Origin of the sequence: Streptomyces sp. NPDC005281, assembly GCF_040607495.1 — a bacterium.
GTDB lineage: Bacteria > Actinomycetota > Actinomycetes > Streptomycetales > Streptomycetaceae > Streptomyces.
The window spans coordinates 487446-501331 of the sequence record NZ_JBEXGX010000002.1; the positions used below are offsets into that span (position 1 = coordinate 487446).

Below are 13886 nucleotides of genomic sequence, written 5' to 3' on the forward strand. Positions count from 1 at the left end.
CCCTGCTCCTACCTGGCCAGCCGCCCCAGCAGCGACGACGCGGACAGGACACCCAGGGCCGCGGCCACGGCCAGGACGCCGTAGTCGAGGGGCAGGTGCGCGGGCGTTCCGAGCAACAGGCCGCGCAGGGCGTCGACCTGGTAGCTCAGCGGATTGACCAGGCTGACGGCCTGGAGCCAGCCGGGCATGACGGCCACCGGGTAGAGGGCGTTGGAGCCGAAGAACAGGGGCATGGTGATGGCCTGGGTCAATGCCGGTTGACAAGGTATTCACTGTCGACCGGCGTCCGGTTGATGGAGCGGCCGATGTAGCTCATGGGTGCACCGGCCTGGGTCCGAGGTGACAACGAATCCGATCTGAACGCACCACCTGGTACCAGCGTGTAGTCGTGACTCTCTAGACGTCGCCAAGAGCTTGGGCCTCGACTACACCTCTGATCGTAAGGGGATGCGGCCTTACAAATCGGCCTGACCAGCGAGAAGCTCCTGCCTCGGGTCTGCTGCACTGGCCCACTCGATGTCTTCATCGCGAGAGGGATGCCAAGTTGGCATGGCTGCGGCAGAATCTATCGTTATGGATCAGGGGGCTGCGGCAGTCTGGGCCGCCACGGTCGCCGGCTTTTCGAGTGCGGCGGGAGCAGCCATCGGATCAGCGCTTGCTGGCCGCTCTGCACGCTCCACAGCCGTGGTGACGGTTGAGGCAGAGAAAGCGGTCAGGTACGAGGACGGGCGTAAGCAGAGCTACACAGCTTTCAGAAGCAAAGTCAACACCGTCTTCGACTCTCTGACAGAACTCATTGATGACTTGCGTAACGATCGTGCCAATAGGGGCGATGAGGTCATGCGAGCGGTAGACGAAGTACGAAAGAGCCTCGTTGATGATGTCGTGCCTTGTCACGTGCCTGAAGTGGAGAACGTCGCAGACATCCTCTACGTTCGCTTACAAGAGGCATTGCCAGCTGTGCAGGCGCTTCTGAGCAGTCCGCAGGACGCTAAAGATGGCAGCTCACTGCTGATGCTGCACCTTGGCCAACGAACCGATGACGCTTGGGTGGCCTACAAGGCTTTCTCATCTGTATCTGGCAAAGCGATCTACGAGCGGTAGGCCGTCGCCGAAAGCGCAACACCTTGATGTAAGTAGCCGCTTGCGCCACGCCTCATCGTTCACCGTCCTCACTGGCCTGGCTACGTCTTGTTCCTCACCCGCATCCTCGTTACCTAGAGGCGGGACCGCATGACGTGGATCGTCATGCCGCGTTCACAGCCTCTTCCATACTGCGGGCCGTCACCGCCCGAGGCTGCTCTACTCCACGTCGATGCCGTCTCGAGGCAGACATGCGCAGGGCCGTGTGTCCGGGCCGGTGGCCGCCGTTCGGATCATCCAAGGCGGCCCTTCAGGTGACTGCCGGACGCCTCATGAGCCAGGCAGCCGTTGCAGGGGTACGACGTCTCGGCAGAGAACGAACCCAGAACGCCGTGAGGAGCTTGACGATGTACGCAGCAGTCCGGCGGTACGAAGGGGTGACCGATTCGGCTGAGGCGGCACGTCTCGTGAACGAGGGGTTCGTGCCGCTCATGCGCCAGGTCTCCGGCTTCGTGGCCTACTACTGGATCGATACCGGGGACGGAGTGATGGTCTCGACCAGCGTCTTCCAGGACCAGGCCGGTGCCGAGGAATCGATCTCGAGGGCTGCGGACTTCGTGCGGGACAACCTTGCGTCACTGCTCCCCAACCCTCCCCAGGTCATGGCCGGCGAGGTGGTGGCTTCCGCATGACAGCGTTCGGACCAGCCACATGAGATGGCCTCCAACGCTGTACCGGCGTGCAGCGCCCACATGATCGCCCTTCACAGCGTTGATCCCGCGAGGTGCGTCGGCCGCAAAGAGGACTGTGAACACGCCTTGACATGGATCATCAAGCCGCGTTCACAGCCATTACCGGTGTTGCTGGCGCCTCCGGACTCGGGCCGATCTAGTCCACCTCGATGCCGTAGTCCTGCACGAGTTCCTCCAGGCCCCCCGCGTAGCCCTTGCCGCCGAGGACGAAGTCCCAGTCTCCGTTGGACCTTCGACGGAAGGAGCCGAGCACCAAGGCGGTCTCGTGTGGCCGGCCGTCAGAGACCTCAAGCCGTCCCAGTTCGGCCATCCCTGGATCGAGCAGCCGGATGCCGGCGTCTGTGAAGCCCGAGAGGTCGGCGTTCGGGTTGACCTCTGGGTCAATGGCCGCCACAAGCACAAACCGGTCGGCTGCGTCTGGCAACCCGTCGAAGGAGACGCAGATCGCAGCCTTGTCCGGCATCGTTGCCGGAAGGGCCCGCACTGCGCCGTCCGGCGTCTGAGGGTTGTTGAAGAAGACGAAGTGATCGTCACTGAGGACGCGGTTGCCACGGCAGACGAGAGCGCACACGTCCAAGGCGACACTTCCCGTCCACGACATGCCCAGGACGTTGTAATCGTCTGGCAGGCGAGTGTCCGGCCCTGAGAGCGTCGGCTGTGCTGAGACTTGCCGACCACCCTCGCCCAGCCGCCCACGCAGCCCATGGCGATGCAGTAGATCAACGAGTTCAGGGCCCGAGATTAGTTCCAGCGGCTTGCCGTTGGCGAAGGTATGCGAGCCAGGGCCGAATCCTGACGTCGTCACGAGGACACCCTTGTTGGCGCCGGCGTCCTGCACGGTTCCGTACAAGTCACGCACAGCGGTGGGCGGCACCGTATTGCGGTAGCGCTTCACCTGCACGACGATCTTGCCGCCTCGGATCGGTGTCGGATCCAGCGCGTCGACGTCCACGCCGCCATCGTTGGAGCGTTGGGTGGTCACCGCCTGCATACCCATGGCACGGAAGAGATCGGCAACGAGATTCTCGAAGGCAATGGGATCCATGTCGTACAGGTCCGGTTCCTCATCGCTGCCGTAGGCGACAACGCGGCTCCCGACGTCCTGCGGCTGCCGACTCGGCCGCACTGATGTGAGTTGGTCCGGCCGAGTCGAGAGTTGCCCTCGCAGTGCGTCAGCCAGGCAACTACCAGCGTCAACCTGCGCCAGGTGCAGGTCACGGAACGTAGAGTGCGATGCCATGACAGTTGCGAGGAAGATCTGGCCCGGTCGGCCCGTCGTGGGGTCATGACCATCGACGAACCCGTTCAAGGCCACCGACTCCAGCGCACCCAATTCATCCGCGGCGAAGAGCTCATGTAGAACCAGCAGCATGCACTGCGAGAGTGCCTCCCTGTACAGAGGACGACGCTGGCCTACCGGGCGAGGGGTCTCCTTGTCCTGGTCAATCCCTGACATGTAGCGAATGGACTTGACCTCAGGGACGATGCTGTACGCGGGCAACTCCCAATCCAGCACCAACTGTCGGGCTGCCTGGTCGTAGGCTGCTGCAACCTGACGCGGGAAACCTTCCGGCCACGCCGTTGAGGCGTAGAGAGCAGCAGAGAAGTACTCGACCACGGAATCGGGATCCCGGCGCCTTACGCCTTCGGTTACCGCGACGACGCCAGCGTTGTGCCGCCGTACATCAGCAAGCTGAGCATCTGCCCACTGTTGGTACTCACGCTGGTACGACGCCAGCTGTTGCTGTCGGTGAGCCTCCGTGGCCTGGGCAGTCTGCCAGTCCCGCTCGAAGCGCGCCTGTGCTTCGGCCTGCGCCTGGGCCCGGCGACTCGCAGTCCAACCGCTCTGCGTTTGGTAGTGATTGAAATCTGGCATGGGCACGGGCTGCGCCAATGGTCCTGGAGCGAAGGGCTGCACCTCCTCAGGCCGCATGAGCGAGGAGGCCCTGAAAGCCGACGCCTGGCAACCCGAGACGAGAAGGCCTTGCAGCGACGCAACCTGTGCGTCCAGTTCCTCCGTCCGACGTTGCGCCTCTGCCTGCCTGTACTCGCGGTGGCTCTGAGCGGCTCGCCGCTGGTAGGCACGTGCTTGCTGTTCTTGCTGTCTCCGCTGTCTGGCTTCAGCCTCCAGCTGGCGCTGTTGCTGCCGTTGCACTTCAGCCCAGACGCCGACGAAACCAGTAGAGCGACGACTCATGTGCTCCAGGCCCTCCCCAGGACGTTGGCAGCCGAAAGGCATTTTGGTTGTCCCCACAACCAGTCGTGACGAGACGACTCTATCCAGCAATCGCCGTCTCGGATATCCACTCGTCAAAGGCAACCTGATCGGGCCATCCCCGCAGGTCAACATAACTGGAGGCTAGCCAAGACTGTGCTGTGCCGCAGTGCCCAAACGGTCGCTTTTCTCAACGTTGACCCCGCCAGGTACGGCACGCAGAAAGGGCTGTGAACGAGGCTTGACATGGATCACCAAGCCGCGTTGACAGACCTTTGGCTGTTGCTGCCCTCACCGTGTAGTGGCGGCTATGGACGCCGCGCAGTGATCAACGCTTCCGCCCACTCGGGTGAATGAGCCCGTCGTGCCGCGTCTCTGATCTGCTGGTCGCTCATGCCTGAGACGAGTTCGTGCGACTCATGTATGCCGTCTCCGTTGCCGACGTGCACCATCATCAGGAACCAGAAAAGCGAGCGAACCACGTCTTTGTCCGTACCGATCGCGTCTCGATATCTCACAGCGGTCGCGAACATCGAAGGGCCGTGTCCTCCCGCTGCCGCCCGCTCATACCACGTCAGGGCATCGGCCTCACGGCCGAGCTCGCTGAACCACTCACCGAGTGCGCCGGCAGCCTCCGGCACGTCTTGCTCCGCTGCCGTCACCAGCAACGTCATCACTGCCTGAGGACTCAGGGGCTCGGTCGCCGCGTCCACGAGGTGCATCATCGCCAGGTTGAACATGGCGTGGCCGTCACCTGCCTCGGCTGCCGAGGTAAAGAGTCGCTCCGCGCGTGCCGGGTCTCGCTGCGTCCCGCGGCCGGTTATCAACAGGTGGCCCAGACCGCGCTGCGCGGCAGGGTGGCCCTGCTCAGCCGCGAGTGTGAAATGCCGGAGCGCTGTCACAGCGTCTTCGTCGTATTCCAGCGCTACGCCACCCAACAGGCTTCGCGCTTCCAGGTCGCCCGCCTCCGCAAGCGCAGCGAGTGGGGCTCGCAGCTCATCAAGCCGTGCCTTCGCATCGCGGTCCCCCCGCTGAGCGGCGTCCAGAGCCCGTTGAGCGCTGCCCACAACGTCACATGAAGGTACTTCCGAAGGCATCTACGCTCCATCGGTCGGCGTCAGCGAAGAAGCACCGTAACAACCGCCGCCGACAACGCCCCAGTTGTGGTCGAGAGAACAGGGTCGGCATGCACGGCCTCGGAGGCCTTTCCCAGCGAGCCATGGTCTTGCGGGCACAATCCGGACACGAGCCTGTGCTGACAACGGCAGGGCCCTCGCAACGGTGAGTACCGGCGTCGACGCCAAGTCTGTGAACGCGGCTTGACATGAGTCGTCGAGCAGCGTTCACAGACCTCATCCACGCTGTCGGCCAGACTGAGAAACGACTGTCAGGGTGTTGCCCGCTTCGAGGGGTGAGCCGTCCGGAACCCGTCACGGGTGTCGGTGCTGTGGTCCCGATTAGGCTCCCTGCCCGTTAGGTACGACCTGACAGTCGGTTTGCCGGACGGATGCAGCCCGACCTACTCCGGACAGCGAGGGTCCACACGCCATGACCGACTACCTGCGAGCCGTACTCGACATGATCGGCCCACCCGAGAACCGCTACGCCGACCCGGCCGCCTGGGCCCGCCTGGAGGCCGATGTCCTGTGTCACGGAGTCGTCCCTGACGCGGTCGCTCTGACCTGCGACGAGGAATCTTGAGTGGCGAAGTGACCGTGACCCGCAGGTGCCACCGTTCGGAGATGCGGAGAGTTCTCGCCAGTGGATCTTGCTGGATCGCGAGGATGCTTGGCGAGTGCTGCTGCGGCGAGTTCGATGGCGTCGGGGTAGATCGCGGCGTCTGTGTAGGTGTCGAGTTCGGTCGAGATGCCGCGGTGGTGATTGTGGGTCTGCAGTGCGAGGAGCCGGTATCTCCAGTGGTGCGGAACAGCGACTGGGGAGGTTGGCCAGGGCGGGACGGCTTCGACCGCAGTTTGGTGGGCGAGGGTGAGTTGCTGCGGTGTGAAGCGGTGTAGGAGGCGGTTCACCCGGTGCTGGACGGTGGTGATCTCAGGGCATATAGAGAGGTCGAGGTGGGGTTCTCCGAGATCGCTGAGCCAGATTCCGTGCCGAGTGCAGACCTTGTGGTGAATCGGGAGGTGGACGGGGACGGGTTGGCGGATGCCGAGGCGGGCCGTGCACCGGTGGCAGGCGGTCGTGGCCCGGACGGGGCCTTCGTCGGTGCCAAAGGCGGGGAGTGCGTGAGCCAGGCTGGCGAGAGTAGTGCTGGTGAGGTGGGCGAGTTCGTGCAGGGCGTGGGTGGCGGCGGGGGCGAGCATGTGGTGCTGGGCTCGGTCGTCGAGGTTGTTGGTCTTCGTGGAGAACCAGGTGGGCAGTACTGCCAGTACCTCGGTGACGGTGAGGTGGTTGGCCCGGGCGATCCGGGCCAGGTAGGAGTTGAGGGTTTCTCCAGCGACCGGGGCGACTCGCTGTGGCAACACCGGTGTCCGCTTTTGCCTGCGGGCGAGCGTGCGGGACATCCCGGATGGGATCTGGGGATCTTCCTCCTGCGAGTTGGCTTCCCGGCGGCTGGCCGGGACCAGCACGCGGCGGTCCAGCTCGCGGTAGAAGGTTGCCCGGCTTCCCTGGAAGCCGAGCTCGGCTACTTCTTTGAACAGGGCACTGGGCCGCAGGTGCGGGTCCTCGGTGAGTCGCTGACGGCAGTAGCTGGCGAGGGGTTCGGTGAGGAGACTTGGCTGTGGTGCCCGAATCCCTGGCGTTCTGCGGCCGTTGATGTAATCGCGGACGGTTTGGTGGCTGTGTCCGATGTGATCAGCGATGGCCTGCACCGGCCATCCGGCCGCGTGCAGGGTGAGGATCTTCTCAGCTCGTTCTCGGGGCAGCATGAGTCTTGATCACGTGGCGGGTGGCCGTGGGGACTGGGAAGTGAAGTCGGCGTCGACGGCGTCGAGGGCCTTCTTGGTGATCTTCTCGGCGCCGTCCAGGACCGCGCTGATGGCAGCACCGCGGATCAGCCAGAGCAGGCTCCCGATCATCCCGTGGGTGCGCTGGTGCAGGTAGCGGTCGAGTCTGGTGAGGGCACCGGACCGGTGGCGGTGGAGCCTCAGACTGCCCTCCAGAGCTGCGATCAGCGCGGTCCACTGCTGGTCCTGGCCGAACGGTCCGGTGCGGACCATCCCGAACCGGCCCGCGATCTGTTCTCCGCGGGCGCCGGAGAGCAGTCCTGTGCGTTCCAGGCTGATTCCGGCGTAGACGAAGGTGGCCGGGATACGTTCGGAGAAGTACTTCAGGGTGTCGGAGGCTTCGGCGCCGGCGCGTGTGGCGGTGTTGAGGTTGTGGAGTTCGTCGACCGCGACGAGGGTCACATGGGCGTCGATGCTGACGCCGCAGACCGCATCGGCGATGTCGGTGATGTTGCTCCTGGTGGAGATCGGCAGGTCGAAGAACCGGGCGAACTCCATCGCGATCATCTTGGAGGTGGCGGCGGGCGGGACGGTGATGTAGATGACCGGGATGTTGCTGGAGGAGTTCGGGTGACGCCGTCGGTGGATCACCTCGACGGTCTTGCCGAGCTGGGTGAGCGCGGTGGTCTTGCCGGTTCTGGCGGGGCCGGACACCATCAGGCCGCATCGTCCGTAGTGGGCGTTCTTGTTCATCTGGATCAGGCGGCGGCCCGAGGTGATGACCTGGCGGATCGTGGGAGTCTGGACCACCAGCAACCGTGAGTGGTGGTCGATGCGGTCATCGTCGTAGCAGGCTCGTTTATCGTCCGCGAGACCCGACCAGATCGCCTCGGGCAGCAGTTCCGGCACTGCGGGTATCTCGGTGACGAACCCGCGCCAGCCCGGCAGGGTGGTCAGCTGCAGATGCCCGTACCCATCTTCGGGATCCCCGCCTTGCCCCGGCTGCTGGCTCACCACCGCTTGTCCGCTTCGGTGAACGGGTCGAAGATCGGCATCGGTATCACCTTGGCGATATTCTCCTCGGGAACGTCGTCGGCCGGGCCCGCTTCGCCGTCGGCAGCCCGGGCGGCAGGGGGCTCCTCCGGCGCGATGGGGGTGGAGGGCGGACTGGACTTGGTGCGGGCGGCGACGCGCCGGTCCCGGCGGCTGAGTCCGGCTCTGCTGCCCGCGTCACCACGGTCAGCGGGTCCCTGGTGGGCTCGTCGCAGCAGGTCGGCGACGGCGTCGGCGAGTTGCTCCTCACTCGCTCCGGGCAGGGTGCGGCGGGTGTGGTCCCAAGCGAGTTCGCCGAACGGGGCGGCGACGCGGTGCAGTTGTTTCCAGAACAGGGTGATCCAGCCGCCCTTCCGGTGGTCGCGGACCCAGATGCGGGACACGTCGTAGGGGTCGTAGTGGATCTCCCACAGATCCTTGTGGTCTTTGACGCCTGACCGCTGCTGCCGCAGCGGGTTGAGGGCCTGGTCGTCGTAGGTCCGGTGTTTGATCTTCACGCCGTAGGCGTTGATCGCTCGCCAGGTCGCGGGCAGCAGCTCGATGTAGTCGTCGGCCGACAACGCGACCGGGACATAGCCGGCCGTCTCGACGAGGGCGGCGTACTTCTCGTTCGGGCTGAACATCCGCCCCGGGTGAAGGGGGTCGCGCAGTCCGTCGTGGGGCCGGCTCTGCCAGACCACGATCCACTCGTCCAGGAGTTCCTGCAGCTCCAGCAAGGACCAGAGCGGCTGTTGTTCGACGTGCCGGCCGCGACGTTCGGCATTGAAGCCGGTGTAACCGGCCACGAACTGGGCGAACAGGGTTCCGACGGAACCCAGCATCCGCTCGATGTGGCCCTTCTCCCAGCCCGATGCGTCGTGTACCGGCTGGAAGTTGATGCCCAGGAAGTTGCAGGAGGCCCGGAAGTTGCGAGAGATGAACACTGTCCCCTGGTCGACCACGATGGTCTCGGGGACGATGACCGGCCGTGCGGCGGCGTGCTCCAGACGGGCGTCGATGTCCAGCAGCCGTCTGAACGGCAACGCCGAGCGTGACATCGCCAGCGCCTGGGCCCAGCCGGGCCGCATCGGCTCGGGGGTGACGGTGCGGGCCAGCAACACGCTGGCGTCCACGGACTTGGTCGTCGGCCGCAGCACCGCCGCGGTCAGGCTCCTGGTGGCGACATCGATCATGCCGGTCAGATCCACTCGGGCGGGGACTCCATCGTCCAGGCGGACCAGCACGTCCAGCGGGGTGGAGTCCATCTGCATCAGCTCGCCCGGCGCCGCCGCGCTTCTTTCGCCGAACGGGCCGTCGGGCCGGTCTGCCAGCGACCGGCGGGTGCGGGCCGATCCGGTGGTGTGCTTGCCCGCCGACAGTTTCTCCAGCAGCCGGTAGAGACTGCGCTGTGACGGCAACTCCACGGCACCCCGGCCGTGATCTGCCTCCAGGATCTGGCCGGTCCTCCAGAACAGGTAAGTCGCCGTCCGGGTGGAGCCCTGGGCGGCCTCCACGACCGCCTTCTGCATTGCCTCCACCACCAGCGGGTCCACCCGGCCGTGCGCGCTGATGGGCTTGGCGGACCGGTGGTCGGCCATCCCGACCACTCCGCGGGCTTCATAGCGGCGGCGTCGCTTGGTGATCGCACTTGGCGTCACCGGCCGTCCCGCAGCGGTCAGTTCCGCCGCCTTGGTCTGCTCGCGGCGGGTCAGCGACACCACTGCCGGGTCGTACTCCGGTTTCGGCTTCGTACCGGCAGGCGCCTGCGGCGGAACCCCGCGCAACACTTCCACGATGTGCTGTTCCCACCACAACGCCTCCGCCGCTACTGCCTCCGGCAGACCCTCCAACGGCGTCGTCGGTGGAACCGGTGTGCGCGACGACGCGCGTACCACCTCGAAGTCCTCGGCCGCCGACAACTCGATCAGACCGACGTCGGTGACCGCACCCTTCGTGTCCGCCAGACGCACGGTCGTGCCGGACACCGCGATCACCGTGTGCAGGACCTCGGCCACTCGTACTCGATCACCGATCGACACCCCGACAGGCCGCCGCAGCCGGCGTCCCGCGTTCACCACGAGCCCCCCGCTGGGCCAGCGGCCCGCACCAGCGTGGCGGGGCCCAGCCGCTCATGCGCGAGATCGGCCACCAGTTCCTGCCGCCACATCAGATGAAACAGCGCGGGCAGCACCGCCAGCCGATCCCCGACGTTCTCGGCTCCCGTCAGCAACGGCGTCGGCACTGCGAAGGTCTCCTGTAACCGGGCCGCGATCTCCGGTCTGCCGGCGCAGCGAGGATGCCGGTAGCGGGCCAGCCACCGCAGATTCGCCATTAGCGCAGGGTCCGGGACGCCGACGTGCCTGAACTCCCAGCCGACCGCGGAACAGGCCCGCTCGGTGGCTGCGAACGACTCGGCGGTCCGCTCGTCGACCTGGTCCTCGGCACGGACATCGACCACGCGAGCACGGCCGTCGGCAAGCCGAACGAAATAGTCCGGGGCATGGCGCCGCTTCTCTTTCCCGTCATGCCAGTGCAGCCAGAACGGCTGCGAGGCGATCCCCACAACATCAGGATCGAAGTCCAGCAGAATCAGCCGGTCCTGCTCCAGCCACGACTCGAACCCCACATGGCGTCCCGTTGATGCGGCCCACCACCAGCCTGGGAAATGTCCGAGTCCGCGAGACCAGCGAAACGTCCGTACCGGAGTTGCCTCTTCCCACGCCAGCCCGTGGCACTGAGGCAACGGAACAACCCGCTCGTGGCCTCCGGCACCGCCGAAGCGGAGCGTGAACCCACCTCCGGCCGCTTCACGCTCCGATGCAGCCACAGCGCTCACCGGATCAGCTCGCCCAGCAGTTCGTCATCCACCCGCAGCGGCGCGAGCAGGTCGCGGACGTATGCCTCCCGCTTGATGACGGACGCGACTGTCCACCACTCGCCCAGTCCGGCCAGGTGGCTCCGGATCCTCTCCACCTTCTCCGGGTGCCCGGCCGCGTCACGCCAAGCGGCCCAGTTCTTGGCCGGCTCCGCCGCTGCCAATGCGTCCACCAGCTTGTGCTGGACCGAGGCGATGAACGGGCTCCCGAAGTACACGTCCTCCGGACCATCGAACTTTCGATCGAACAGCATCTTGTGCACAGCACGGACCTCGTCGATCGAGTCCAGATGTACCAGCGGTATGACACCGTCTCCGGCCACGAGCCCACATCCCCGGTCCGAGCAACCACGTACCGAGGAAACCGTAGTGGCAACAGAGTGGGTTTGAGCAAGATTCACTGACAAAGAGGAAGATCGACTGTCACGGGACAGCCGAACTCGGTACGGAACTCCCCGCGGACTACAAGACTGTCCCGTCTCAAATGATCTGGTCTGTGAGTAGGGCTGTGAACTGCGGCGACCAGATCAATTGAGACGCCGGACCGCCGAAACTCTCAGGCGATCTGGTCTTGGATGTCTGGACGTCGGTTGTTGTCTCAGCTGATCTGGTTCGTCCGTGAACAGGGCACACAGCTCGACGTTGAGCCGGATGGGCGTGTCGAGGGGCAGACGATCTCCGAGGGCACGGAAGGCCGCCTTTGAGCCTCACCAACTCGCAGGGCGGGCGATCTTGTTGGTGCCCTCGGCGCAACCCGGCCGGACCGCAGTCGTTGATCAGCGGAGCGAGTGCCGTCGGTGCTGGCCATTGGGGAGTGCTGGGAGGGTCCGTGTTCGATCCGGCAAGCAAGGGGTCCGGTCGTCCTGTGGTGCGCAGCGTGGTGGTGACGGGGGCGACCGGGGGTATCGGGATGGTCACCGCACTGCGGCTGGCCCGGCGTGGTTTCGATGTGATCGGTACAGCGCGCAGCCAGGTGAAGGCGGATGTGCTGGTGGCTGCTGCGGCCGAGTTGGGGCTGGGCCTGCGGACGGTGGTGCTGGACGTGGCCGACCCGGTCTCGTGCGAGCAGGCGATGGCTCTGGTGGAGGAGATGACGGGGGGTGGCGCGTGGGCGGTGGTGAACAACGCCGGTGTGCCACAGGCGGGTTCCCTGGAGGACGTGAGCGATGAGCAGGCCCGTCATCTGCTGGAGGTGAACGTCCTGGGTGCGATGCGGATCTGCCGGCTGGCGCTGCCGCCGATGCACCGCCGGGGTACGGGGCGGATCGTAAACGTCTCCTCGGGCCTGGGGAGGGTGCCGTGGCCGCTGGGCGGCTGGTACAGCGCGAGCAAGCACGCGCTCAGCGCGCTCACCCACTGCCTGCGGGTGGAGAGCGCCCATGCCGGGGTGCGGGTGTGTCTGGTGGAACCGGGCGCGTTCGCGACCGCGATGCTGGACCGGGCGGTTGCCGACCTGTCCGCGGCCGGTGGCGGCGCGGGCTATGAGCGCACACGGAACCTGTTCACCACGGTCAACGGGCGTGTTCCGGGTCCGGAACCGGTCGCCCGGGTGATCGAGCGATCCCTGTCCTCCCGCCACCCCCGGGCCCGCTACACCGTCGGCCTCGACGCCCGCCTCCTGGTCCCGCTGCACAGCGTGTCGCCCCTGTGGCTCACCGACTGGGTCAAGCACACCGCCAGTGGCCTGCCCCGCACCCGCAGCGGCCAAGAAGCACACCTCCGCGACCCGGAACCCCAGCCCCGGGCCAACGCGGGACGGGAGACGGCATGAACCTTCACAGCCGCATCACCCAGGTCGCCGTCCACCTGCCCCCCGGCCGCCAGACCTCACAAGCCATCGAGGACCGGCTACGCCGCGACAGCCCCGCCTTGCGGATCCCCAACGGGCTGCTACGGCGGCTCTACGGACTTCAGGAACGCGTTCTCGCCGACGCCGACGCCTTGCCCTCCGACCTGGCCGCACACGCCCTCACCCAGGCTCTGACACAAGCACGACTGGATCCGGGCGACATTGACCTGCTGCTGTTCGCCGCCGTCAGCGCCGACGTCCAGGAACCCGCCAACGCCCACATCGTGGCCGCCAAGACCGGCCTGACCTGCCCGGTCCTCGATGTCTCCAACGCCTGCAACAGCGTCCTGAACGCGTTGGAGGTCGCTGACGCCCTCATCCGCACCGGCGCCTACCGCTGCGTCGCCATCGCCTGCGGCGAGACCCTGAGCCGCCTCAGCCGCTGGTCGCTGACCTGCCCCGCCGAGCTGCGCACCGCGCTCGCCTCCCTGACCGGCGGGGACATGGGCGCGGCCCTGCTCGTGGAAGCCAGCGCGGAACCGGGGATCATCGCCTCCACGTTCCTGGCGAACTCGTCCGGCTGGCCCGCCGCAACCCTCTTCAACCCCTATCAGGTTCCGGGTGCGACATCAGGGCTGAACATCGACTCCGAACGGCTGCTTGCCTCCTTCATCGGCCTGGACACCCGAGCCAAGCAGTGGCTCAAGCAGCGGGACGTCGACGCCGGCGGCCTGGACCTGGTCTGCGTCCACCAGCCCTCCGTCCCCTTCGTCCACACCTTCCGCGACCGCCTCGGCATCCACGCCGACAGCGTGCTGCCCACCTTCCACCGCACCGGCAACATGGCCGCCGCCACCATCCCCCTCCAACTGTCCCTCGCCACGGAGCAGGGACGGCTGCGCCCAGGCACGGACATCGCACTGTTCGGCCTGGCCAGCGGCGCAAGCGCCGGAGTCATGCTGATCAAGTGGTAACCCGGCCGGGTGCGCCGGTGAGTACGCGGATCACCATGAATCGCCCGGAACGACCATCAGCGGGAAGCTCGGCCAGGTCAAGTGAGAACGGACAGTTGAACCAGATCAATGGAGACGAGGAGCGAATCGGGCCAGGTCGCCTGAGACAGAGACCAGATCGTTCGAGACGGGACAAAGACCATCGTCGACGCATACTCGCCGATCCAGATCAACGGACACCTGTATCTGTCGCATCCGGCCACCGCTCGGTGGAACCTCCCGGA

The 13886-nt window shown here is 66.1% G+C and carries 13 protein-coding genes and 1 pseudogene; 6 read left to right on the forward strand and 8 right to left on the reverse strand.

Annotated features, from left to right (window positions below):
- Positions 1 to 8: 8 nt before the first annotated feature.
- A pseudogene (locus ABZV42_RS04870) lies at positions 9 to 245 on the reverse strand (ABC transporter permease); the annotation flags it as partial.
- A 304-nt stretch (positions 246 to 549) separates the two neighbouring features.
- Here ABZV42_RS04870 and ABZV42_RS04875 point away from each other — a divergent pair.
- A complete protein-coding gene (locus tag ABZV42_RS04875; protein WP_355987378.1) occupies positions 550 to 1104 on the forward strand; it encodes a hypothetical protein in 555 nt (184 codons plus the stop codon).
- Positions 1105 to 1490: 386 nt separating this feature from the next.
- Positions 1491 to 1775, forward strand: coding sequence for a hypothetical protein (locus tag ABZV42_RS04880; RefSeq protein ID WP_355987380.1), 285 nt, complete (start codon positions 1491 to 1493; stop codon positions 1773 to 1775).
- Positions 1776 to 1971: 196 nt separating this feature from the next.
- On the opposite strand, the gene ABZV42_RS04885 is transcribed toward ABZV42_RS04880, so the two are convergent.
- Together ABZV42_RS04885 and ABZV42_RS04890 are read right to left on the reverse strand one after the other, a co-directional pair.
- On the reverse strand, positions 1972 to 4032 hold the full coding sequence (locus ABZV42_RS04885; RefSeq protein WP_355987382.1) for a restriction endonuclease: 2061 nt from the start codon (positions 4030 to 4032) through the stop codon (positions 1972 to 1974).
- A gap of 326 nt (positions 4033 to 4358) precedes the next feature.
- Positions 4359 to 4877 (reverse strand): tetratricopeptide repeat protein, encoded by a 519-nt coding sequence (locus ABZV42_RS04890; protein ID WP_355987475.1) that lies wholly within the window; start codon positions 4875 to 4877, stop codon positions 4359 to 4361.
- On the opposite strand from ABZV42_RS04890, the gene ABZV42_RS04895 reads away from it, so the two are divergent.
- Both ABZV42_RS04895 and ABZV42_RS04900 read left to right on the forward strand, forming a co-directional pair.
- Positions 4794 to 5129: a hypothetical protein gene (locus ABZV42_RS04895; RefSeq protein WP_355987483.1), complete on the forward strand. Its 336-nt coding sequence runs from the start codon at positions 4794 to 4796 to the stop codon at positions 5127 to 5129. The genes ABZV42_RS04890 and ABZV42_RS04895 overlap by 84 nt on opposite strands.
- A gap of 469 nt (positions 5130 to 5598) precedes the next feature.
- Positions 5599 to 5751, forward strand: a complete 153-nt coding sequence (locus ABZV42_RS04900) for a hypothetical protein (RefSeq protein ID WP_356050902.1) — start codon at positions 5599 to 5601, stop codon at positions 5749 to 5751.
- Here ABZV42_RS04900 and ABZV42_RS04905 read toward each other — a convergent pair.
- The 5 genes from ABZV42_RS04905 to ABZV42_RS04925 form a co-directional block, all read right to left on the reverse strand.
- Positions 5700 to 6935, reverse strand: a complete 1236-nt coding sequence (locus ABZV42_RS04905; RefSeq protein ID WP_356050903.1) for a TniQ family protein — start codon at positions 6933 to 6935, stop codon at positions 5700 to 5702. The two genes, ABZV42_RS04900 and ABZV42_RS04905, sit on opposite strands and share 52 nt — an antisense overlap.
- A 9-nt stretch (positions 6936 to 6944) precedes the next feature.
- Positions 6945 to 7967 carry a TniB family NTP-binding protein gene (locus ABZV42_RS04910; protein WP_356050904.1) on the reverse strand — a complete coding sequence of 341 codons (1023 nt, stop codon included), beginning with the start codon at positions 7965 to 7967 and terminating at the stop codon, positions 6945 to 6947.
- Positions 7964 to 9514: a Mu transposase C-terminal domain-containing protein gene (locus tag ABZV42_RS04915; protein WP_356050915.1), complete on the reverse strand. Its 1551-nt coding sequence runs from the start codon at positions 9512 to 9514 to the stop codon at positions 7964 to 7966. The genes ABZV42_RS04910 and ABZV42_RS04915 overlap by 4 nt, the downstream gene beginning before the upstream one ends.
- A 542-nt stretch (positions 9515 to 10056) precedes the next feature.
- Positions 10057 to 10710, reverse strand: coding sequence for a TnsA-like heteromeric transposase endonuclease subunit (locus tag ABZV42_RS04920; RefSeq protein WP_356050916.1), 654 nt, complete (start codon positions 10708 to 10710; stop codon positions 10057 to 10059).
- Between the two features lie 107 nt (positions 10711 to 10817).
- Positions 10818 to 11183 (reverse strand): hypothetical protein, encoded by a 366-nt coding sequence (locus tag ABZV42_RS04925; RefSeq protein ID WP_356050905.1) that lies wholly within the window; start codon positions 11181 to 11183, stop codon positions 10818 to 10820.
- A gap of 506 nt (positions 11184 to 11689) precedes the next feature.
- Here ABZV42_RS04925 and ABZV42_RS04930 point away from each other — a divergent pair.
- Entirely contained in the window at positions 11690 to 12631 is a 942-nt protein-coding gene (locus tag ABZV42_RS04930) for an SDR family oxidoreductase (protein ID WP_355987386.1), read from the forward strand.
- The gene (locus tag ABZV42_RS04935) at positions 12628 to 13623 is read left to right on the forward strand and encodes a 3-oxoacyl-[acyl-carrier-protein] synthase III C-terminal domain-containing protein (RefSeq protein ID WP_355987388.1); all 996 of its coding nucleotides are present in this window, start codon (positions 12628 to 12630) and stop codon (positions 13621 to 13623) included. Before ABZV42_RS04930 ends, ABZV42_RS04935 begins: the two co-directional genes overlap by 4 nt.
- Positions 13624 to 13886 lie beyond the last annotated feature (263 nt).

Coding starts and splice junctions, on each gene's coding strand:
- ABZV42_RS04875 (WP_355987378.1), top strand. CDS start 550: ATGGCTGCGGCAGAATCTATCGTTATGGATCAGGGGGCTGCGGCAGTC.
- ABZV42_RS04880 (WP_355987380.1), top strand. CDS start 1,491: ATGTACGCAGCAGTCCGGCGGTACGAAGGGGTGACCGATTCGGCTGAG.
- ABZV42_RS04885 (WP_355987382.1), bottom strand. CDS start 4,032: ATGAGTCGTCGCTCTACTGGTTTCGTCGGCGTCTGGGCTGAAGTGCAA.
- ABZV42_RS04900 (WP_356050902.1), top strand. CDS start 5,599: ATGACCGACTACCTGCGAGCCGTACTCGACATGATCGGCCCACCCGAG.
- ABZV42_RS04905 (WP_356050903.1), bottom strand. CDS start 6,935: ATGCTGCCCCGAGAACGAGCTGAGAAGATCCTCACCCTGCACGCGGCC.
- ABZV42_RS04915 (WP_356050915.1), bottom strand. CDS start 9,514: ATGCAGAAGGCGGTCGTGGAGGCCGCCCAGGGCTCCACCCGGACGGCG.
- ABZV42_RS04935 (WP_355987388.1), top strand. CDS start 12,628: ATGAACCTTCACAGCCGCATCACCCAGGTCGCCGTCCACCTGCCCCCC.